The organism is Mesorhizobium sanjuanii (assembly GCF_002529485.1).
GTDB classification, from domain to species: domain Bacteria; phylum Pseudomonadota; class Alphaproteobacteria; order Rhizobiales; family Rhizobiaceae; genus Mesorhizobium; species Mesorhizobium sanjuanii.
Map to the genome: position 1 here is coordinate 1 of NZ_NWQG01000199.1, position 19,194 is coordinate 19,194.

21 protein-coding genes and 1 pseudogene are annotated in these 19,194 nt (G+C 62.8%); 15 read left to right on the forward strand and 7 right to left on the reverse strand.

Features of this window, described 5'->3' with window-relative positions:
• Positions 1–322: 322 nt before the first annotated feature.
• On the reverse strand, positions 323–577 hold the full coding sequence (locus CN311_RS25850; protein WP_097576521.1) for a DUF1344 domain-containing protein: 255 nt from the start codon (positions 575–577) through the stop codon (positions 323–325).
• Between the two features lie 281 nt (positions 578–858).
• Here CN311_RS25850 and aroC point away from each other — a divergent pair, with 281 nt between their 5' ends.
• Together aroC and ribB are read left to right on the forward strand one after the other, a co-directional pair.
• Positions 859–1,974 carry a chorismate synthase gene (gene aroC / locus CN311_RS25855; RefSeq protein ID WP_097576522.1) on the forward strand — a complete coding sequence of 372 codons (1,116 nt, stop codon included), beginning with the start codon at positions 859–861 and terminating at the stop codon, positions 1,972–1,974.
• A gap of 82 nt (positions 1,975–2,056) precedes the next feature.
• Positions 2,057–3,157, forward strand: coding sequence for a 3,4-dihydroxy-2-butanone-4-phosphate synthase (ribB, locus tag CN311_RS25860; RefSeq protein ID WP_097576494.1), 1,101 nt, complete (start codon positions 2,057–2,059; stop codon positions 3,155–3,157).
• 57 nt (positions 3,158–3,214) lie between these two features.
• Here the strand turns inward: ribB and CN311_RS25865 are convergent, their stop codons facing one another.
• Positions 3,215–4,438, reverse strand: coding sequence for an MFS transporter (locus CN311_RS25865; protein ID WP_097576495.1), 1,224 nt, complete (start codon positions 4,436–4,438; stop codon positions 3,215–3,217).
• A gap of 121 nt (positions 4,439–4,559) precedes the next feature.
• Here CN311_RS25865 and CN311_RS25870 point away from each other — a divergent pair, with 121 nt between their 5' ends.
• Positions 4,560–5,180, forward strand: a complete 621-nt coding sequence (locus CN311_RS25870) for a TetR/AcrR family transcriptional regulator (RefSeq protein ID WP_097576496.1) — start codon at positions 4,560–4,562, stop codon at positions 5,178–5,180.
• Here the strand turns inward: CN311_RS25870 and CN311_RS25875 are convergent.
• Positions 5,121–6,047: an AraC family transcriptional regulator gene (locus tag CN311_RS25875; protein WP_097576497.1), complete on the reverse strand. Its 927-nt coding sequence runs from the start codon at positions 6,045–6,047 to the stop codon at positions 5,121–5,123. The genes CN311_RS25870 and CN311_RS25875 overlap by 60 nt on opposite strands.
• An 88-nt stretch (positions 6,048–6,135) precedes the next feature.
• Here CN311_RS25875 and CN311_RS25880 point away from each other — a divergent pair, with 88 nt between their 5' ends.
• The 12 genes and pseudogenes from CN311_RS25880 to CN311_RS25935 all read left to right on the forward strand — a co-directional run bounded on the left by CN311_RS25880 (position 6,136) and on the right by CN311_RS25935 (position 16,079).
• Positions 6,136–6,966: an SDR family oxidoreductase gene (locus CN311_RS25880; protein WP_097576498.1), complete on the forward strand. Its 831-nt coding sequence runs from the start codon at positions 6,136–6,138 to the stop codon at positions 6,964–6,966.
• Positions 6,967–7,088: 122 nt separating this feature from the next.
• Positions 7,089–8,068: pseudogene (locus CN311_RS25885) on the forward strand (hypothetical protein).
• 75 nt (positions 8,069–8,143) lie between these two features.
• Positions 8,144–9,070 carry a histone deacetylase family protein gene (locus CN311_RS25890; protein ID WP_097576499.1) on the forward strand — a complete coding sequence of 309 codons (927 nt, stop codon included), beginning with the start codon at positions 8,144–8,146 and terminating at the stop codon, positions 9,068–9,070.
• Between the two features lie 3 nt (positions 9,071–9,073).
• Positions 9,074–9,325 carry an exodeoxyribonuclease VII small subunit gene (locus tag CN311_RS25895; RefSeq protein WP_006330579.1) on the forward strand — a complete coding sequence of 84 codons (252 nt, stop codon included), beginning with the start codon at positions 9,074–9,076 and terminating at the stop codon, positions 9,323–9,325.
• A 108-nt stretch (positions 9,326–9,433) separates the two neighbouring features.
• A complete protein-coding gene (locus tag CN311_RS25900) occupies positions 9,434–9,700 on the forward strand; it encodes a DUF2277 domain-containing protein (protein WP_097576500.1) in 267 nt (88 codons plus the stop codon).
• 9 nt (positions 9,701–9,709) lie between these two features.
• A complete protein-coding gene (locus CN311_RS25905) occupies positions 9,710–10,630 on the forward strand; it encodes a pirin family protein (protein WP_097576501.1) in 921 nt (306 codons plus the stop codon).
• A 132-nt stretch (positions 10,631–10,762) separates the two neighbouring features.
• Positions 10,763–12,676: a 1-deoxy-D-xylulose-5-phosphate synthase gene (gene dxs / locus CN311_RS25910; protein ID WP_097576502.1), complete on the forward strand. Its 1,914-nt coding sequence runs from the start codon at positions 10,763–10,765 to the stop codon at positions 12,674–12,676.
• A 147-nt stretch (positions 12,677–12,823) separates the two neighbouring features.
• Entirely contained in the window at positions 12,824–13,117 is a 294-nt protein-coding gene (locus CN311_RS25915; RefSeq protein ID WP_097576503.1) for a hypothetical protein, read from the forward strand.
• 104 nt (positions 13,118–13,221) lie between these two features.
• The gene (locus CN311_RS25920) at positions 13,222–14,016 is read left to right on the forward strand and encodes a TlyA family RNA methyltransferase (protein WP_097576504.1); all 795 of its coding nucleotides are present in this window, start codon (positions 13,222–13,224) and stop codon (positions 14,014–14,016) included.
• The gene (locus tag CN311_RS25925; protein WP_097576505.1) at positions 14,013–15,254 is read left to right on the forward strand and encodes a class I SAM-dependent RNA methyltransferase; all 1,242 of its coding nucleotides are present in this window, start codon (positions 14,013–14,015) and stop codon (positions 15,252–15,254) included. The genes CN311_RS25920 and CN311_RS25925 overlap by 4 nt, the downstream gene beginning before the upstream one ends.
• A 115-nt stretch (positions 15,255–15,369) precedes the next feature.
• The gene (locus tag CN311_RS25930; RefSeq protein WP_245440952.1) at positions 15,370–15,651 is read left to right on the forward strand and encodes a hypothetical protein; all 282 of its coding nucleotides are present in this window, start codon (positions 15,370–15,372) and stop codon (positions 15,649–15,651) included.
• 95 nt (positions 15,652–15,746) lie between these two features.
• Positions 15,747–16,079 (forward strand): DUF2384 domain-containing protein, encoded by a 333-nt coding sequence (locus tag CN311_RS25935; protein ID WP_097576507.1) that lies wholly within the window; start codon positions 15,747–15,749, stop codon positions 16,077–16,079.
• Positions 16,080–16,102: 23 nt separating this feature from the next.
• Here the strand turns inward: CN311_RS25935 and CN311_RS25940 are convergent, their stop codons facing one another.
• The 4 genes from CN311_RS25940 to CN311_RS25955 form a co-directional block, all read right to left on the reverse strand.
• Positions 16,103–16,492: a type II toxin-antitoxin system VapC family toxin gene (locus CN311_RS25940; protein WP_097576508.1), complete on the reverse strand. Its 390-nt coding sequence runs from the start codon at positions 16,490–16,492 to the stop codon at positions 16,103–16,105.
• Positions 16,479–16,754 carry an AbrB/MazE/SpoVT family DNA-binding domain-containing protein gene (locus CN311_RS25945; protein ID WP_097576509.1) on the reverse strand — a complete coding sequence of 92 codons (276 nt, stop codon included), beginning with the start codon at positions 16,752–16,754 and terminating at the stop codon, positions 16,479–16,481. The genes CN311_RS25940 and CN311_RS25945 overlap by 14 nt, the downstream gene beginning before the upstream one ends.
• 132 nt (positions 16,755–16,886) lie before the next feature.
• Positions 16,887–18,299: a metalloprotease TldD gene (gene tldD / locus CN311_RS25950; RefSeq protein WP_097576510.1), complete on the reverse strand. Its 1,413-nt coding sequence runs from the start codon at positions 18,297–18,299 to the stop codon at positions 16,887–16,889.
• 148 nt (positions 18,300–18,447) lie between these two features.
• Positions 18,448–19,047: an invasion associated locus B family protein gene (locus CN311_RS25955; protein ID WP_097576511.1), complete on the reverse strand. Its 600-nt coding sequence runs from the start codon at positions 19,045–19,047 to the stop codon at positions 18,448–18,450.
• Positions 19,048–19,194: the final 147 nt, after the last annotated feature.

The window sequence follows — 19,194 nt, forward strand, 5'->3', positions numbered from 1 at the left end:
AACAGAAAACCTCGCCTCAAATAGTTGGAAAAGCTGTTTCGCAACATGCCCTCACCGCCATTTTCCCAAGGGAAGCATCCAGCCAATCATAGCCCAAACAATGGGAAAATTCCAACGACCGCAGGCGCTGCGCATCGTCGGCGTCAGAAGGTCATGTATGGCGAGGGCTTCAGATCGGGCGGGAAAAACGGATCGGCGCTGATGTCGGCGAGGCACGCCGTGCCGAACATGTTTCGATATTCGGAATTGAGTTTGAAGATCGACAGCCCGCGCTCTGATGGCTGACCTTCGGGATGGATCAGCCGAAAAGACCCTATTGTGTTTAGTCGCCATCCGGCAGTTGCATGTCGGTGACGACGTTCTCGCCATTCGTCTCGTCATAGGCGATCACGATATCCATCCCCGGCTTCAGCGCATCGAGGTCGGTTTCGGCGTTCAGCTTGTAGGCTTTGCCGTCGTCGAGCGTGAGCGTCAGCGTGTCCTTGTCCACCTTCTTGATAAGGCCTTCGGTCTGGCCGGCCAAGGCAGCGCTGGAAACAAGCAATGTCGCGGCGAAGGCGCCAATCAGGATACGCATCATCGTCCTCTTATCGTTGCGCCGGCAGGATGGCGGCGAGGGTTCAACGGACCGGTCAAGCGAAGCAGAAACCAACCGAATGTGTCAAAACTAAATCCGCAGGATCACAGTTTGACCACTGTGGAAAACGCCAATAGAAGGCAGACTACGGCGCCAGCGTCCTCCTTGAGGCGCAAGGAGGCTGTAGCACTTTTTGATTTTGCGTATGTCCTTTCCGAAATCGATTTCGATCTTTGGGGTCATGCGCCAAGCCGGCTCCGTTGCCGGGCAGGGTCACTTTCATGTCTCACAACACGTTCGGCCATCTCTTCCGCGTCACCACCTGGGGCGAAAGCCATGGGCCAGCGCTTGGCTGCGTCGTCGACGGCTGTCCGCCCGGTATCCGTTTTACGCAGGCCGATATCCAGGCCGAGCTCGACAAGCGCCGTCCCGGCCAGTCACGTTTCGTGACGCAGCGTCGCGAACCCGACGAGGTCAAGATTCTGTCCGGCTTCATTCTGGACGAGGACGGCGAGACGATGATCACCACCGGTACGCCGGTGTCGATGCTGATCGAGAATGTCGACCAGCGCTCCAAGGATTATGGCGAGATCGCCCGCCAGTACCGGCCGGGCCATGCCGACTACACCTATGACGTCAAATACGGCCTGCGCGATTATCGCGGCGGGGGCCGCTCGTCTGCACGCGAGACGGCGGCGCGGGTGGCCGCCGGGGCTCTGGCCCGCAAGGTGGTGCCCGGCATGGTGGTGCGCGGCGCGCTGGTGGCGATGGGCGAGAAGGAAATAGACCGCGCCAACTGGAACTGGAATTTCATCAGTGACGCCGAAAATCCGTTCTTCACCCCGGACCCGGCATCCGTGGCCGTCTTCACGCAGTATCTCGACGGCATCCGCAAAGCCGGCTCCTCGGTCGGCGCCGTCATCGAGATCGTCGCCGACGGCATTCCCGCAGGCCTCGGCGCGCCGATCTATGCCAAGCTCGACCAGGACATCGCTTCGGGCCTGATGTCGATCAACGCCGTCAAGGGTGTCGAGATCGGCAACGGCTTCGAGGCGGCCCGCATCACCGGTGAACAGAATGCCGACGAGATGCGCATGGGCAATGACGGCAAGCCGGTCTTCCTGTCCAACAATGCCGGCGGCATCCTGGGCGGCATCTCGACCGGCCAGGCGATCGTCGCGCGCTTCGCCGTCAAGCCGACCTCGTCGATCCTGACGCCGCGAAGATCGATCGACAAGGACGGCCGCGACGTCGAGATCATGACCAAGGGCCGGCACGACCCATGCGTCGGCATCCGCGCCGTGCCGATCGGCGAGGCGATGGTTGCCTGCGCCATCGCCGATCACTATCTGCGGCACAGGGGACAGACGGGGCAGGGAATAGGCAGTAGGCAGTAGGCAGTATGCTACGCAGCCCACTGAAACAGCCTTTTCCCTGATCCCCTACTGCCCCACTCCCCTATTCCCTGCGAGCGAGCCAATGCCTTACGACCAGAAGAAAATAGTCGAAGCCCTGCGCGCCTTCGAGCGCGGTGAGATCGTCGTCGTCATGGATGATGACGGACGCGAAAATGAGGGCGACCTGATCGTCGCGGCTGTCCACTGCACGCCGGAAAAGATGGCCTTCATTGTCCGCAACACCTCCGGCATCGTCTGCACGCCGATGCCGCGCGAGGAAGCCAAGCGGCTCAACCTGCAGCCGATGGTCGCCGACAATGATTCGGCCCACACCACCGCCTTCACCGTCAGCGTCGATTTCAAGCACGGCACCACGACAGGCATTTCGGCCGACGACCGCACATTGACCGTGCGCAACCTTGCCAACGGCAATGTCGGAGCTTCCGATTTCGTCCGCCCCGGCCACATCTTCCCGCTGATCGCCAGGGAAGGCGGGGTGCTGATGCGTTCGGGCCATACCGAGGCCGCGGTCGACCTCTGCAAGCTTGCCGGACTGCCGCCGATCGGCGTCATTTCCGAACTGGTCAACGACGACGGCACCGTGATGCGCGGACCGCAGGTGCAAGCCTTCGCCGAGAAGCACGGGCTGAAGCAGATTTCTGTCGCCGACCTCATCGCCTACCGCCAGCGCAAGGAAACCCTGGTCGAGCGCGTCGCCTGCTCCGATATAGAGACGCCGGGCGGCAAGGCGCAGGTCTTCACTTACACGCTGCCCTGGGATTCGATGCATCACGTGGCGATCGTTTTCGGCGACATCCGCGACGGCGAAGATGTGCCGGTGCGGCTGCATTCCGAGGATGTGGTGAGCGACGTCTTCGGCACCAGCCACCGGCTGGACGGCATCATGAAGGCGATGGGCGAGCGCAAGCGCGGCGTCATCGTCTATCTGCGCGAGGGCTCGGTCGGTGTCGCCCATCAGGAGCGCAAGCGCCCCGCGCCCGGCGACCGCGAGGACCATGAAGAGGCGCGGCGCCGCGAGAACGAGTGGCGCGAGATCGGCCTTGGCGCCCAGATCCTGAAGGATCTCGGCATCTCCTCGATCAACCTGATCGCCTCACGCGAACGCCACTATGTCGGGTTGGAAGGTTTTGGCATTCACATCGCCAGGACCGAGATTCTCTGAAACGGTCGACAATCAAGGGATAGCGCCCGGCTCGCTCGAAACCGGGCACTTCGCAGGTCATTCCGCGGGAACGACGCTCGCTTCGCATGCGTCCATGTCGCAGTCCGGCGTAGCGAGGCTGCGCTGGCCGAGCAGCACCGTGGCGAGTGCGATGGCGCCGGCCACGACCGACACCAAGAACCCGTTCTGGGCGCCGAACGCGTCGACCACCGCCCCGGCGGCGAAGGAGCCGAGCGCCATGCCGATGCCTATCCCGGTCATCACCCAGGTGACGCCCTCGGTCAGCATCGCTTCCGGCACGTGCCGTTCGATCAGGCCGAATGCCGTGATGAAGGTCGGCGAGATCGCCACGCCGCTGATGAAGACGGCCAGCGCCAGGGTAGGCACGGTATCGGCGACGAGCAGCGGCAGTGTGGTCAGCGCGATGATGGCGATCGCGATTGCCAACTGGCGCTGCAGCGGCATTTTCAGGTTGAGCGCGCCGACGATGATTCCGAGCACGAAAGATCCGAGCGCATAGACGCCGATGACCAAGCTGGCAGCGCCCGGCTGGCCAAGCTCCTTGGTGATTGCCACGGTGGTTACTTCCGTGGTCGCGAAGGTCGCGCCGATGAAGATCAGGGCGAAAGTGATGATCTGAACCGGCCGCAGGCGGATGGCCGAGCCGCGCGAGCCATGGTCCACCGGTCGCACCTGCGGCTCGGTCGAGCGCTGCAGGATGAAGGCCGTCGAGCCGAAGGCGAGAAACAAGGTGCTGAACAGCATTCCGGCTTCCGGGAACAGGGCGACGCTCAGGCCCACCGACAGCGATGCGCCGGCGACGTAGACCAGTTCGTCCGCCGCGGACTCGAAGGCGAACGCGGTGTTGAGTTCGGGGCGATCCCGGAAGATCTCGGTCCAGCGCGCGCGCACCATGGCCGGGATGCTGGGCATGGCGGCGGCCAGCAACGCCGACACGAACAGCGTCCAGATCGGCCAGTCCTGATTGGCCGCAGCAATCAGGATCGCGAAAGCGAGCACGGAAATGACCGTGGTGGGCACGACGATCCGCGTCTGGCCGAGGCGGTCCACCAGTCGCGATATCTGTGGTGCCAGGAAAGCGTTGGTCAGCGCAAATGTCGCCGAGACGGCGCCGGCCAGCCAGTATTCGCCATGCGTCTGCGACAGCATCGCGACGATCCCGATCGGAGCCATTGCGATCGGGAGCCGGGCAACGAAGCCGGATGCCGCGAAGCCCATGGCGCCGGGAGCGCGAAAGATTTCCGAATAGGGGTTCTGCATGGTCGGTCTCCTCGACAAGGGACGGTTCGACAATTACATACGTTGCGTATGAGTGTCAGATAATTCATACGCCGCGTATGTCAATTGGCATACGAGGCGTATGTCGATAGGGCCAGAAACTATGCATAGACCCCGCAAGGAGATGATCGCCGAGACGCGCGCCAAACTGGTTGCCGCGGGTCGCCATGCCTTCGGTTCTGTCGGCTATGCCGAAGCCTCGATGGATGACTTCACCGCGTCGGCCGGCCTGACGCGCGGCGCACTCTATCATCATTTCGGCGACAAGAAGGGGTTGCTTCAGGCGGTCATCGCCGAGATCGACGCTGAAATGTCGGCAAGGTTAAAAATCGTCTCGGCCAGGGCGGACAATCTCTGGCAGGGCTTTGTCGATGAATGCACGGCCTATATCGAGATGGCCCTGGAGCCGGAGATCCAGCGCATCGTGCTTCGCGACGGCCCGGCGGTACTCGGCGATCCCTCGCAATGGCCGAGCCAGAATGAGTGTATCCATTCCATGGCGGAGAGCCTTGGCAAGCTCCGCGATGAGGGAACCATCGTGGCCGTCGATGTCGAAGCTGCCGCCCGGCTGATCAGCGGCGCGTCGCTGCATGCCGCGCAGTGGATCGCCAATTCGGACGATCCCGAAACCACGTCGAAAAAGGCCGTGAAGGCCTTCAACGCGCTACTGGAGGGTCTGCTTCGCGTCCCCGTTCCGGTGGGAGCGTGCGAACGCGCCCGGTGAGCATCCCACGCGTCGGCGAAACGCCGTACTGAAGGCGCTGGCGGATTCATAGCCTATCTCTTCGGCGAGGCGATCAAGCGACCTTCCGCCCCGGCTCAACGCATCCCGAGCGAGCGTCATCCGCCAACGTGAAAGATACTCCATCGGCGCGCAGCCGAGGGTCCCGGAAAACCTGGCCGCAAACGCTGATCGCGACATGCCGGCAAGTCTCGCGAGCTCAGCCACGGTCCATCCCGCCCGAACATTGGAATGCATCGCGCGCAAGACGGGAGCTAAGGCTGGATCCCGCATTCCCGACAGCAACCCCGCCGGAAGCGAGTCCCGGGTGATGCCGGGCCAGCGAAGGCCCTCCACCAGCATGATTTCGAGAAGCCGCTCCAGGATCATTTCCCGGCCCGGCCCATCGGCGGCGCACTCTTCCTTGATGAGATCGATGATGCGGGCGAGACGCCCGGTATCGGCTTCCGCAGCGCGTATGTGGATCATCCCGGGCAGCAGCGCGAGCAGAAGCGACGCATTGACCTTGTCGATCTGGAAGCTTCCTCCAAGCATCTGAAAGTCAGGCTCACCATTCGGATCGCCATGCCGGACTGCTTCTTGTGAAGGCCGGCCCGGAACGCATTCGGCATCCGGTTGGCTCAGCAGCGCGAATGCCGGCGAAGAGGCCAGCAGCACGAAGTCTCCATGATCGAGCAGCACTGGCTTCGCCCCGTCGATAGCGAGCCAGCATCGCCCCGCCAGCACGATGGAGAAGCCCGGCGCCTGATAAGCGGGATAACGAACGCCCCATGTCCCGCGGCCGGTTATCGGCTTTGAGAACACGGCGTGCGGCCGCAGCAGAGCGATCACATCGCTGAGAGGATCCATATGGACGATCGATAATGATTTACGGACGCCAGATTATAGATCGTCCTGTGTCCTTGTCTATGTTGCGGGAAGAAAAATGGAGATTTGAATGACCAGGACCATTCTGATTACCGGCACATCGTCGGGCTATGGCAAGTCAGTTGCAGAATTCTTCCTCGACCGGGGCTGGAACGTCATCGCGACCATGCGGCGCCCCGATCCGAGCGTGTTCGCAACCGCCTCCGATCGTCTGAAAGTGCTGCCGCTCGATGTCACCGATACCGGCAGCATCAGCAAGGCGATCTCGGAAGGTGTCGCCGCATTTGGAGCGATTGATGTGCTCGCCAACAATGCGGGTGTCGGACTGGCGTCGGTCGTCGAAGCGACGCCGGACAGCACCATGCGCGAGATATTCGAAACCAATACCTTTGGCGTGTTCGCGACCAGCCGCGCCATCATCCCCCAAATGCGCAATCAGGGCCACGGCGTCATCATCAACGTCACGTCGAGCGTCACCCTCGGCATCATGCCGCTCGTGGCGATCTACGCCGCCAGCAAATGCGCCGTCGAGGGCTTCACCGAATCGCTGTCCTACGAGTTGGATGGGTTCAACATCAGGGCTCGGCTGGTTGAGCCTGGCTACGCGCCGACCACGAACTTCAGCGCCAACAGCGGCGCACGCATGAAGGATTTGATCCCGGCGGACTATGGCTCCTTCGCCCAATCCTATTTCGAGAAGATGGCCAACTATCCGACCCCTTATTGCACCGAGGCGGAAGTCGCCGAGGCAGTCTTTTCGGCAGCGACGGACGAAGGGCGGACGATCCGCTATCCCGCTGGCGCGGACAGCAAACTCCTCGCGGAGCTGCGCTGGACGACCTCGGAAGAGCATTACCTCAAGAAGATGCGCGAGATGTTCAGCCCGGAACTGTCGTCCTAGTCCTTGAGATGCCGAAGCCCGACGACCGCTGGAGCAATCCCGGTCGCGGCCAGGCCCGCGATTGACAATCGCCGGCCCGAAGTCATCCTCAGCATCCATCTCTGAGGGGGAGATTCGGGCCCATGTGGGATTTCCAGATCGGCAGGTCGGTGTCCATCATGATCAGGACATGGCCCTTCATCGTCTTTCGCATGATCGTCTATTTCGGCATTACGCTGGCCTATATCGTGGCGACCGGCACGGGCGCCGGCGTCGGCTATGGCGTCGGCCACGTCTCAACCGATCCGGATGGGCCGCTGTCATTTGCCTTGTGGGGCGGTGTGGTCGGGTTCGGCGTCGTTTCGATCGCCGTATACTGGATACGCGAATACATCCTCTATATCGTCAAGGCCGGTCATATCGCGGTCATGGTCCAGCTGATCGACGGCCAGCCTGTGCCTGGCGGCCAGAGCCAGATCGCTTATGCCAGGGAGGTCGTGAAAGAGCGTTTTGCCGAAGCCAACGTCCTTTTCGTGCTCGACCAGTTGGTCAAGGGCGCCATCCGTGCCATCACCGGGCTTATCGGCGGCATCGCCGCCTTCCTGCCCATACCGGCCTGGGCGGCCTGGTCAGCTTCATCAACACGGTGATCCGCCTGTCGCTGACTTATGTCGACGAGGTCATCCTCGGCTACAACATCCGCACCAATTCCGCCTCGCCCTTCGAGACGGCGCGCCAGGGCGTCGTGCTCTACGCGCAAAACGGCAAGACCATGGTCAAGAACGCCATCTGGCTGGCGGTGATCATGTGGGGCATTTCCTTCGTCATTTTTCTGCTGATGCTGGCGCCAGCCGGCGCCATCCTCTGGTTCATGCCCGGCCAGTTCGGCGGCTGGGCCTTCGTGCTCGCCATCGTCTTCGCCTGGGCCTTCAAGGCCGCCTTCATCGAACCCTTTGCCATCGCCTGCCTGATGCAGGTTTATTTCAGGACGATCGAGGGCCAGGTGCCCGATCCCGACTGGGACCGGAGGCTGGCGGAGGCGTCCTCGAAATTCAGGAAACTCAAGGACGAGGCGCTGGCCTCATTCGGTGGTTCGCGCTGGACTCAAGCCCGCGCCCAATAGCTAAACCCTGTTGAACGTCTGGCTTTGGCCGTGCGAAAACATGGTCAAAACGGCCGGGCGCGCCTATATCGGGTCATGGTCACCAGGCTCTACACCCATCCGATCTTCCTCGAACACATAACGCCACCCGGTCATCCGGAGCGTCCCGACCGTTTGCGCGTCATCGAGCGCGTGCTCGATGACGAGGCCTTTGCGGCACTTGATCGTGCCGAGGCGCCGGAAGGCGACGAGGCGACCATCCTCTACGCGCATCCTGAGCAATTCGTCGCGCGCGTTCGTGCCGCCATACCCGACACCGGCATCGCCCGCATCGATGCCGACACCACCGCCAGTCCGAAAAGCTGGCAGGCGGCCGTGACCGCGATCGGCGCCGCCAATGCCGCTGTCGACGACGTTTTCGAGAGGCGCGCCGACAATGTTTTTGTCGCCGCCCGGCCACCTGGTCATCATGCCGAGAAGACGACGTCCATGGGTTTCTGCCTGTTCAACACCGCGGCGATCGCGGCGCGTTATGCGCAGCGCAAGCATGGCGCCGAGCGCGTAGCAATCGTCGACTGGGACGTGCACCACGGCAACGGCACGCAGGATATTTTCTGGGACGATCCGTCGGTGCTCTATTGCTCGACGCACCAGATGCCGCTCTACCCCGGCACCGGAGCGAAAAATGAAACCGGCGCCGGCAACATCGTCAACGCGCCGCTGGCGCCGCGCACCGGCAGCGACATGTTCCGCGACGCTTTCCTGTCGCGCGTTTTGCCGGCGCTCGACAATTTCGCGCCCGACCTCATCATCATCTCGGCCGGTTTCGACGCGCATCACCGTGATCCCCTGGCCGAGATCAACCTGACCGAGGATGATTTCGACTGGGCGACCGGCCAGTTGATCGAGTGTGCCGGGCGCCACAGCGGCAATCGGCTCGTCAGCCTGCTGGAAGGCGGCTACGATCTGCAGGGATTGGCATTTTCGGTCGCCGCCCATGTCGGGCGACTGATGAAAGGATGAGGAATGGCTGGCGAAGCGAATGAAGACGTCAAGGCGATGAGCTTCGAACAGGCGCTCGACGCGCTGGAGAAGATCGTCGATGATCTGGAGCGCGGCGACGTGCCGCTCGACCAGTCGATCCGCATTTATGAGCGCGGCGAGGCGCTGAAGGTGCATTGCGACCGGCTTCTGAAGGCGGCCGAGGACAAGGTCGAGAAAATCAGGCTGTCGCGCGACGGCAAGCCTGTCGGTACCGAGCCGCTGGATGCGGATTGAGGCACGGCCTCAACCACAACTTCGCCTTACCGGCTTTTGGACATGATCATGATTGAGGATAAAACTCATCCCGATTGAAACGGCTCCAGGACGAGGAGATTGCGAACGATGTGCCGAAACATCAAGACCCTGTTCAATTTCGATCCGCCGGCGACCAACGACGAGGTGCATGACGCCGCACTTCAGTTCGTCCGCAAGCTGAGCGGCTCCACCAAACCTTCCAAGCGCAACGAGCATGCCTTCAACCATGCCGTCGAGAAGATCGCGGCTGCTGCGCGCGAACTGCTCGATTCGATGGAAACCACGCAAGAACCGCGCAATCGCGAAGAGGTGGCGGCCAAGGCGAAAGCCAAATCCGCACTCCGCTTCGCCTGAGGAAACTGCATGAGCTTCTTTCCCGGAAATGACCCGCAGGCCGGCGATGCCTTTGCCAGCGACCAGATCGAATTGATGGTCGTTCCCAACGCCAAGGACATCGGCGGCTTCCAGGTTCGTCGCGCTCTGCCGACCGCGAAGCGCCGGCTGGTCGGGCCTTTCATCTTCTTCGACCGCATGGGTCCGGCCATCCTGCGGGCCGGCCAGGCGCTCGACGTGCGTCCGCATCCGCATATCGGCCTGTCGACGGTCACTTACCTGTTCGACGGCAAGATCAGGCATCGCGATTCGCTAGGCACCGAAATGGTGATCCAGCCTGGTGACGTGAATCTGATGACCGCCGGCCGCGGCATCGTCCATTCGGAACGTACGCCGGAGGAATTGCGCGGCGCGCCGATGTCGGTCTCCGGCCTGCAGACATGGCTGGCGCTACCGGACGGCAAGGAAGAGGTCGCACCTGTCTTCGCGAACACGGCCGCCTTGCACCTGCCCGAGATCGATGCCGATGGCGTCAGCGGACGCGTCGTCATCGGCGCGTTTTCCGGGCTGCGGTCTCCGGTAAGCACCGCCTCGGAAACGCTCTATGCCGATCTCGCCCTGGCGCCCGGCGCCAGCGTGAAAATCCCGGCCGATGCCGAAGAGCGCGCCATCTATACGCTTGAAGGCGAGGTTTCGATCTCCGGTGACCGCTTTCCGGCGGAGCGGCTGCTGGTGTTCCGGCCCGGCGATGAGATTGTCGTGTCGTCGGAAGGCGGCGCCCATTTCATGCTGTTCGGCGGCGCCTCGCTCGGCTCAAAGCGCTATATCTGGTGGAATTTCGTCTCATCGTCGAAGGAACGCATCGAACAGGCGAAAGAAGAATGGAAGACGGGGCGCTTCGATATCGTTCCAGGAGATGAGAAAGAATTCATTCCTTTGCCGGACAATTAGAATGCAGCTTCTTGGGCGCACACAGGGCATTTTAACACTTTGTATCCGTGCCGCGTCACTGACACGCATTTACATTCAAAGGCCTTCGGCCTATCTCGCGATGAACAAAAAGCCCGAGCAGGCCCGTAACCAGTGAACGCAAAGCCCGATACGCCGCTTCTCGACAAGGTCCGCATTCCGGCCGACCTCAGGACGCTTGCCGAAGGCGAGTTGCCGCAGCTGGCGTCGGAGCTTCGCGCCGAGTTGATCGACGCCGTGTCTCACACTGGTGGACATCTTGGCGCCGGCCTTGGCGTGGTCGAACTGACGGTTGCGCTGCATTATGTCTTCAACACGCCGGATGACCGGCTGATCTGGGACGTCGGCCATCAGGCCTATCCGCACAAGATCCTGACCGGCCGCCGCGACCGCATCCGCACCTTGCGACAAGAGGGCGGCCTGTCCGGCTTCACCCGGCGCGCCGAGAGCGAATACGATCCGTTTGGCGCCGCGCACTCCTCGACCTCGATTTCCGCCGGTCTCGGCATGGCGATGGCGCGCGACCTCTCCGGCGGCCGCAACAATGTCATCGCCGTCATCGGTGACGGCGCCATGTCGGCCGGCATGGCCTATGAAGCCATGAACAATGCCGGTGCGCTCGATGCCCGCCTGATCGTCATCCTCAACGACAATGACATGTCGATCGCCCCGCCGACCGGCGCGATGAGCGCCTATCTGGCCCGGCTTGCTTCCGGCAAGACCTATCTCGGCTTGCGCGATTTCGGCAAGAAGCTGACCTCCTATCTGGGCGAACGCGCCGATCGCGCCATCACCCGGGCGGTCGAGCATGCGCGCGGCTACGTCACCGGCGGCACGCTGTTCGAGGAGCTTGGCTTCTACCATATCGGCCCGATCGACGGGCACAATCTCGAGCATCTGATCCCCGTGCTGAGGAATGTCCGCGACAATGCCGACGGCCCGGTGCTGATCCATGTCGTGACCCAGAAGGGCAAGGGCTACGGGCCGGCCGAGGCCGCGCCCGACAAATATCACGGCGTCAACAAATTCGACGTCATCACCGGCGCGCAGGCCAAGGCGCCAGCCAACGCGCCAAGCTACACCAGGGTCTTTGCCGAGAGCCTGATCCAGGAGGCCCGGGAGGACGAGCGTATCGTCGCCGTCACCGCCGCCATGCCGAACGGTACGGGTCTAGATCTCTTCGGCGAGGTGTTCCCGACAAGGACCTTCGATGTCGGCATCGCCGAGCAGCATGCGGTGACCTTCGCCGCCGGCCTCGCCACCGAGGGCTACAGGCCGTTTGCCGCGATCTATTCGACTTTCCTGCAGCGCGCCTACGACCAGGTCGTCCATGACGTGGCGATCCAGGGCCTGCCGGTGCGCTTTCCCATCGACCGCGCCGGCTTCGTCGGCGCCGATGGCGCCACCCATTGCGGAGCCTTTGACACGACCTTTCTGGCGACGCTGCCCGGTTTCGTCGTCATGGCGGCGGCCGATGAAGCGGAACTGCGCCACATGGTGCGCACGGCCGCGTACTATGATGAGGGGCCTATCGCCTTCCGCTATCCGCGCGGCAACGGTGTCGGCGTCGACATGCCGGAACGCGGCTCCCTGCTCGAAATCGGCAAGGGCCGCATCGTCAGGGAAGGTACCAAGGTAGCGCTCCTTTCCTTCGGCACGCGGCTGCAGGATTGCCTGCTTGCAGCCGAGGAACTCGGTGCGGCAGGGCTTTCCACCACGGTTGCCGACGCCCGTTTTGCCAAGCCGCTCGACGAGGATATGATCCGGCGGCTGGCGCGCTCGCACGAGGTGCTGGTGACCGTGGAAGAAGGCGCGGTCGGCGGCTTTGCCAGCCACGTGCTGCAATTCCTCGCGCATGAGGGATTGCTGGAGAGCGGCCTGAAGGTGCGTCCGCTGGTGCTGCCCGACGCTTTCACCGATCACGCCAAGCTCGAAAAGATGTATGCCGACGCCGGGTTGGACTCGGCCGGCATCGTGCGCACGGTCTTCGTCGCCCTTGGCCACGCCGTCAGCGCGCAACGCGCCTGAATCAAAACCTCAACGGCTTGAATCAATTTGCCGGCGAACAAGGGTAACCTGTTGTTCATGCTGCTGTTTGGCGTTTTGCTTACCGTGTCTCTTGGCCATTTTTCAACGGCGCCCTGCTAAGGTTTGATCAGGCAGGGAGACCAATATATGAGAACGCTTCTATGCGGCGTGGCGCTTTTGGCTGTCATCGCCACGCCGGCCGTGGCCGAAACGCCTTATGACCGCAATCTCGAAAAGGCGGCGGCGGGCATCGTCGCCGGCAAGATGGGTGATATCCGCGGCGGTTTTTCCTACAAGCAGATGCCGCAATTGATCATCGTTCCGGAAGCCGCATCACCGCCGCCCGTTCCCAACGAGCGTCCGCGCCGGCAAGCTTCCGGCGACGAGGGTGATGGTCTGACGCCGGCCGTCGAACGGCAGGTTTCGCGAACCATATTCTAAACTATGACCACCACGGCAGCCTCTTCGCCCGCTGACGCCCGATCGATGGATGTCGATTGTCCCAAGGTCCTTGCCTTCACCGTCGGCTTTCGCCATGAAGGCCGATGAATTCCCCTATGCCAGCCAGCATACGCCAGCGGCTTGACGAACTGCTCGTCGCGCGCGGTCTGTTTCCCAGCCGCTCGCGCGCCCGTGACGGCATCGAGCGCGGCACGGTGACGGTCGACGGCGTCGTCGCCCGCAAGCCCGGCCAGACCGTCTTGCCCGACTGTCGCATCGCCATCGACGATCCGGCACAGGGCTATGTTTCGCGCGCGGCGCTGAAGCTGATCGCCGGGCTCGACCATTTCCGCCTCGATCCCTCGGGCAGCGAAGCACTCGATGTCGGCGCCTCGACCGGTGGCTTCACTCAGGTACTGCTCGAACGCGGCGCGGCGCATGTCACGGCGATCGATGTCGGCCATGGCCAGATACATCCCGACATTTCTGGCGATCCGCGTGTCACCGTCATCGAGGGCCTCAATGCCCGCGATCTGCTGGCCAATGATCTTGCCGGCCGCATTCCCAATTTCATCGTCTGCGATGTCAGCTTCATTTCGTTGAAGCTGGCGCTGCCGCCGGCGCTGGAACTGGCCGGGAAGGGTGCGCGCGCGCTGCTTCTGGTCAAGCCGCAGTTCGAGGCCGGCCGCGCGGCGATCGGCAAGGGTGGCTTGCTGAAGGATCCCTACGATGCGGCGCGCGTTGCCGGCCTGCTCGGAGATTGGCTGGAAGGCGTTCCCGGCTGGCGCTCGCTGGGGCTGAATCTGTCGCCGATCGAGGGCGGCGACGGCAATCGCGAGTTCCTGCTCGCCGGAATCAAGGAGACCGGGATTGGGGACACCGGGATTGGGTGCCGATGAGCACGCGCTTCACAATCGCAAGGCTGGGCTCCCAGGGCGACGGCGTTGCCGAGACCGACAGCGGCGAGGTTTTCATTCCCTTCACGCTGCCCGGCGAAACCGTGACCGCCGCGCGCGAAAAGGATCGCGCCACGCTGATGTCGGTTCTGGAGGTGTCGCCGCTCAGAATTGACCCGGCCTGCCGGCATTTCACCGAATGCGGCGGCTGCGCCATCCAGCATTTCGAAGCCGAAGCTTATCATAGGTGGAAGCGCGACAAGGTCGTGCATGCGCTGAAGAGCAAGGGTATCGCTTGCGACGTCGCAGCGCTGGTGCCGTGCGCGCCGCAGACGCGCCGCCGCGTCGTCTTCAGTGCGCGGCGCACGGACGCCGGCATGCGGCTCGGTTTCGTCCGTGCGCTGTCATCCGAAATCATTGCCATCGAGGAATGCCCGATCTCGCTGCCCGGCATCGTCGCAGCACTCGACCGCTTGAAGACCCTCGCCGGGCTGATCTGCACAACGACCAAATCGTTCCATATGACGGTGACAGCGACCGGTTCCGGCCTCGATGTCGCGGCTCACGAGTCCGGCAAGCTCGGCGAGAACCAGCGCCGCGTCGCCTCCAACTTCGTCATCGCCGAGGGCTTGGCGAGGCTGTCGATCGACGGCGAAATCATTATCGAACCAAAGAAACCGGTCGTCCTGTTTGGTGGCGTCGCTGTCGCCGTTCCGCCCGGCGCCTTCCTGCAGGCCACCGAGGCCGCCGAGCAGACGATGGCCGGCATCGTCGGCCTGCATTTATCGCGCGCGAAAAAGGTCGCCGATCTCTTCGCCGGCTGCGGCAGCTTCGCGCTACGCCTGGCCGCGAAGTCGGAAGTCCATGCAGTGGAAGGCGATGCACCCGCCCTTGAGGCGCTCGATCGCGGCTTTCGTTTCGCCAGCGGCCTGAAGCGGGTGACCAGCGAACGCCGCGACCTGTTCCGACGCCCGCTCACCTCTAGGGAATTGAACGCCTTCGACGGTCTTGTCTTCGATCCGCCGCGGGCGGGCGCGGAAGACCAATCGAAGCAGATCGCCCGTTCCGATGTGCCCTATGTCGCCGCGGTGTCCTGCAATCCGGTAACGCTGGCCAGGGATTTACGCATCCTGCTTGACGGCGGCTACACCCTGAAAAGTGTCACGCCGATCGACCAGTTCCTGTGGTCGCCGCATGTCGAGGCCGTCGCGCTGCTGGAGAAGCCGAGGCGAAGGCGCTAAAGCGCGCGTCGTGTTGGACGGCTATTCGAGACGCACTCTAATTCTTATTTTTTTTTGTTGCGTTTGCTAACCGAAACGGGCATATTGCACGCTATGGTAGATGGGAAGAGTAGTGATGACATCAGGGGTTGTGGCTGAGATTTTGGGCGCCGCTTTGTTTATGGCGCTCACCGGTGCGCTGATCGGCTGGCTTTTGAGAAAGGTCACCCGCATCGGGCTGTTGCCATCCTATGCACTTGGCATCGCGGTCATGACATTTGTCGCTGCGGCACTCTATGTCTCCAGCCAGGATGGGGCTGTCGACTACCTGAGTGCTTGGATCAGGCAAGCTATCGGCGGTGTTGTCGGCTTCCTGATACTCTATGCGACGTCGCGCAGATCTGTCAGCAAGACGTAGCCGCGCGCTCCGACAGGCCATGCGCTGTAAGCTGATCTACTTCGGATAGCGGTTGAGTTGAATCATGCGCGAAGACGTCCCGCCGTCGGGTTTCGGTGGAGAGGGGGTCACCAAGCCTCTCGGGGAGGCGGGTAGCCGAGCTGCTCGACGTCACCCTGACCGAACTGGCCGGCCTGGTCGGTGTCGCCCGCAGCACGCTTGCCGCCAAGGCCGGCGCGAGCAAGGTCGACGCAGCGTTTGGCCCCATCGTCCGCATTCTGTCGATGGCCGGAGAGATGGCCGGCAGCGAGCAGCGCGCGGCGATCTGGTTCAAGCATCAGCCGATCCTCGGCTGGGCGGGAAAGATCGCCTACGATTTGGTTCGTGAGGGCAAGACGGACAAGGTGCTTGCCTATCTCGAGACCCTTCGTTGCGGCATCTATGCCTGAACCAGCCTCTCTGGCCGGGGCCGCTACGCTTCTTGCACACCGTGATATCCGGCAGCCTTCGCGGCCTTGACGAACTTGCGGTCAAAGGTCGCGAAGCCGGCGCAGTGAGCGGACTTACCTAGATGCAGCGCATCGGCGAAATCCAATCCCCTTTCCGAGAGCTCAAGCGCGGAAGAAACGATCGCCCCGTCTTCGACATTCACTGTAGGGAGCCCACCAAACGCCCGTAGCGTATGGGCGATTTCGAGCGGCGCATAACCGTAGGTGCTACGCAACACCCACTCGACTTCCAAGATCACCGTGACAGCCACAAAGACCGGCTGGCTATCGATCAGCGCCCGGGCGCGGGAAGACTGCGTCGGGTGGTCACCGGTCAGGTAGCGGACGATCAAATTGGTATCAATCGCGAGCATGGCGCCGCCGCGCTTCGGCGAGCACACCCGCGTCCATTTCCTCCAGCGTCTTTGGTCTGCCTCTATGGGGCAGGGATCCAAACACGTCCTCTGGCCGCGTCGCGACGAAGACCGGTGCAGGCTTCAGCAGGACACCCTCCGGCGTATCCTCGACCAGAAGGCGTGTGCCGGCGTCCCATTCCTTCCGTTTCCGGATCGCGCTGGGCAAAATGACCTGCCCCTTGGTCGAGACCGTGGTTATGAGTTTTTCCGAGGCAGCCATCGTGGCATTTCCTTAGATGTAAGACAAACGTAAGATAGTCCGTCGACACTTCAAATTCAAGGCGCACGTTGCAATCTTGACGCTAGGGAGAAGTCGGCGCCCAATTTGATGTCCGGCCGACAACCAGTCCCATCAAACCCTGGTGCCACCCACCGTCATCTGGTTCATCCTGAGATGCGGCTGACCGACGCCAACGGGCACGCCCTGTCCGGCCTTGCCGCACATGCCGATGCCGTTGTCGAGCTTCATGTCGTTACCGATCATCGAGACGCGATGCATGGCGTCCGGGCCATTGCCGATCAGCATGGCGCCCTTGATCGGCTGCGTCACCTTGCCGTTCTCGATCATGTAAGCCTCTGTGCAACCGAACACGAACTTGCCCGAGGTGATGTCGACCTGGCCGCCGCCGAACGACACGGCATAGATGCCGTTCTTGACCGAGGCGATGATCTCTTCCGGCTGCATGTCGCCTGCTGTCATGTAGGTGTTGGTCATGCGTGGCATCGGCTGGTGCGCGTAGCCCTCGCGCCTTCCATTGCCGGTCGCCTTCATGCCCATCAGCCGGGCGTTCTGGCGATCCTGCATATAACCGACGAGCTTGCCGTCCTCGATCAGCACATTGCGGGCCGAGGGCGTGCCTTCGTCGTCGACGGTCAGCGAGCCGCGCCGTTCGGGCAAGGTGCCGTCGTCGACGACTGTCACGCCTTTCGCCGCCACCTGCTGGCCCAACAGGCCGGCGAAGGCCGACGTCTTCTTGCGGTTGAAATCGCCTTCCAGCCCGTGGCCGACGGCCTCGTGCAGCATGACGCCCGGCCAGCCGCTGGACAGCACGATGTCGAACGTGCCGGCCGGCGCCGGGATGGCCTCGAGATTGACCAGCGCCTGGCGCAGCGCCTCCCTGGCGGCGTGCTTCCAGCTCTCCTCGATCAGGAATTCGCCAAACGCCTTGCGCCCGCCCATGCCGTAGGAGCCGCTTTCCTGGCGGTCGCCGTCACCGACCACCACCGACACGTTGATCCTGACCAGCGGGCGGATATCGCGCACCATCTGGCCGTCGGCACGCACGATCTCGACGTGCTGCCAGGAGGCGGCGAGCGAGGCCGTCACTTGCCGCACGCGCGGATCCTCGGCGCGCAGCCAGGCGTCGATTTCCTGCAGCAGCTTGGCCTTGGCCTCGAAGGAGGGCGAGGGGATGGGATTCTCGTCGCCATAGAGATGGCGGTTGGTGCGGGCGGGTGCGGCGGCAAGCGTGCCGGAATAGCCGCCCTTGACCGTTGAAACGGCATCAGCAGCACGCAGAAGCGACGCCTCGGAAAGGTCGCTCGAATGCGCATAGCCGCTGGCCTCGCCGGCAACCGCGCGCAGGCCAAAACCTTGGTCGGTGTTGAAATTGGCGGTCTTCAGCCGGCCATTGTCGAACATCAGCGCTTCGCTCTCGCTGTATTCGAGAAACAGTTCGCCGTCATCGGCGCCGTTGATGGTCTCGGCGACGATCTCCTTGATGCGATCGTCGGAAATGTCGAATTGGCCGATAAGGCTGTTCATGGCAGGTCCATTCATGGGAAGATTGGTCGTCGTTCCCCCGATGTAGGAGCGAAAACAGATTCAGACAATCGGCAATGGCGCCAAACGCGGTGACGATCGCCGTCGGACGGGCCAGATAATCATCAAGGGCTGGGATGTGTGGCTGATTTCAGGGCAGGGCGGCGAAACCGTCCGCGAAACCCTTGAGGTCGACCGGAATGCCGATGCCTTCCTCCGGCGTCTGGAAGACGATGAAGGTGGCCGAGGTGCCGGTCTTCAGCGTGTCGAGCAGCGGCTTTTCGAGAATGACCTCGGCGTAGCAGCCGTCCTGGAAGCAGCGCACGAAATAGGCGCGGCCGATATCCTTGCCGTCGACATTGAGGCCGAGCCCGTTGGGCAACAGCACGCCGAGCGGCGCCAGCACGCGCAGGATCTCGGCCTTGTTGTCGGCGGTGCGCAGCACGACGACGGACAGCCCCATTTCGGGGCGGTCCTCGGCGACGACGTTCTGCATCATCACGCATTGTTCTGAAGTCGCGCCGGCGGGCGTGTCGCAGATGATCGACCACGCGCCATGCGTCGACTTGACCGTGCCGCTGGGCTGCGCGGCACCGGCCTCACCGATCCCGGACAAGCCTCCCGACAGGCCAATGCCAAACGCGGGGAGAAAGACGAACGTCGCCAAGGTTCTCGAAAGCCCAAGTTCCGAACGCCCAAGTCTCGAAAGCCCAAGTCTCGAAAGCCCAAGTCTCGAAAGCCAAGAGGTCATGACGGCTCCATTGCGAATCACGGCACTTTAAGCCGCGCCAAGGCCAAGTAAAGGACGAGACCGCTGCCGGTCCGCCCCGATCTGGGCGTTTATGCGCTTTTCCCTAGCAAATTCGCCCGAATTGCGACCGCCCGGCGCATTGCTCCG

Coding starts and splice junctions, on each gene's coding strand:
- tldD (WP_097576510.1), bottom strand. CDS start 18,299: ATGAACAGCCTTATCGGCCAATTCGACATTTCCGACGATCGCATCAAG.
- CN311_RS25920 (WP_097576504.1), top strand. CDS start 13,222: ATGAATTCCCCTATGCCAGCCAGCATACGCCAGCGGCTTGACGAACTG.
- CN311_RS25850 (WP_097576521.1), bottom strand. CDS start 577: ATGCGTATCCTGATTGGCGCCTTCGCCGCGACATTGCTTGTTTCCAGC.
- CN311_RS25925 (WP_097576505.1), top strand. CDS start 14,013: ATGAGCACGCGCTTCACAATCGCAAGGCTGGGCTCCCAGGGCGACGGC.
- CN311_RS25895 (WP_006330579.1), top strand. CDS start 9,074: ATGGCTGGCGAAGCGAATGAAGACGTCAAGGCGATGAGCTTCGAACAG.
- CN311_RS25915 (WP_097576503.1), top strand. CDS start 12,824: ATGAGAACGCTTCTATGCGGCGTGGCGCTTTTGGCTGTCATCGCCACG.
- CN311_RS25940 (WP_097576508.1), bottom strand. CDS start 16,492: ATGCTCGCGATTGATACCAATTTGATCGTCCGCTACCTGACCGGTGAC.
- CN311_RS25945 (WP_097576509.1), bottom strand. CDS start 16,754: ATGGCTGCCTCGGAAAAACTCATAACCACGGTCTCGACCAAGGGGCAG.
- CN311_RS25930 (WP_245440952.1), top strand. CDS start 15,370: ATGACATCAGGGGTTGTGGCTGAGATTTTGGGCGCCGCTTTGTTTATG.
- aroC (WP_097576522.1), top strand. CDS start 859: ATGTCTCACAACACGTTCGGCCATCTCTTCCGCGTCACCACCTGGGGC.
- CN311_RS25905 (WP_097576501.1), top strand. CDS start 9,710: ATGAGCTTCTTTCCCGGAAATGACCCGCAGGCCGGCGATGCCTTTGCC.
- ribB (WP_097576494.1), top strand. CDS start 2,057: ATGCCTTACGACCAGAAGAAAATAGTCGAAGCCCTGCGCGCCTTCGAG.
- CN311_RS25890 (WP_097576499.1), top strand. CDS start 8,144: ATGGTCACCAGGCTCTACACCCATCCGATCTTCCTCGAACACATAACG.
- CN311_RS25875 (WP_097576497.1), bottom strand. CDS start 6,047: ATGGATCCTCTCAGCGATGTGATCGCTCTGCTGCGGCCGCACGCCGTG.
- CN311_RS25900 (WP_097576500.1), top strand. CDS start 9,434: ATGTGCCGAAACATCAAGACCCTGTTCAATTTCGATCCGCCGGCGACC.
- CN311_RS25880 (WP_097576498.1), top strand. CDS start 6,136: ATGACCAGGACCATTCTGATTACCGGCACATCGTCGGGCTATGGCAAG.
- CN311_RS25870 (WP_097576496.1), top strand. CDS start 4,560: ATGCATAGACCCCGCAAGGAGATGATCGCCGAGACGCGCGCCAAACTG.
- CN311_RS25955 (WP_097576511.1), bottom strand. CDS start 19,047: ATGACCTCTTGGCTTTCGAGACTTGGGCTTTCGAGACTTGGGCTTTCG.
- CN311_RS25865 (WP_097576495.1), bottom strand. CDS start 4,438: ATGCAGAACCCCTATTCGGAAATCTTTCGCGCTCCCGGCGCCATGGGC.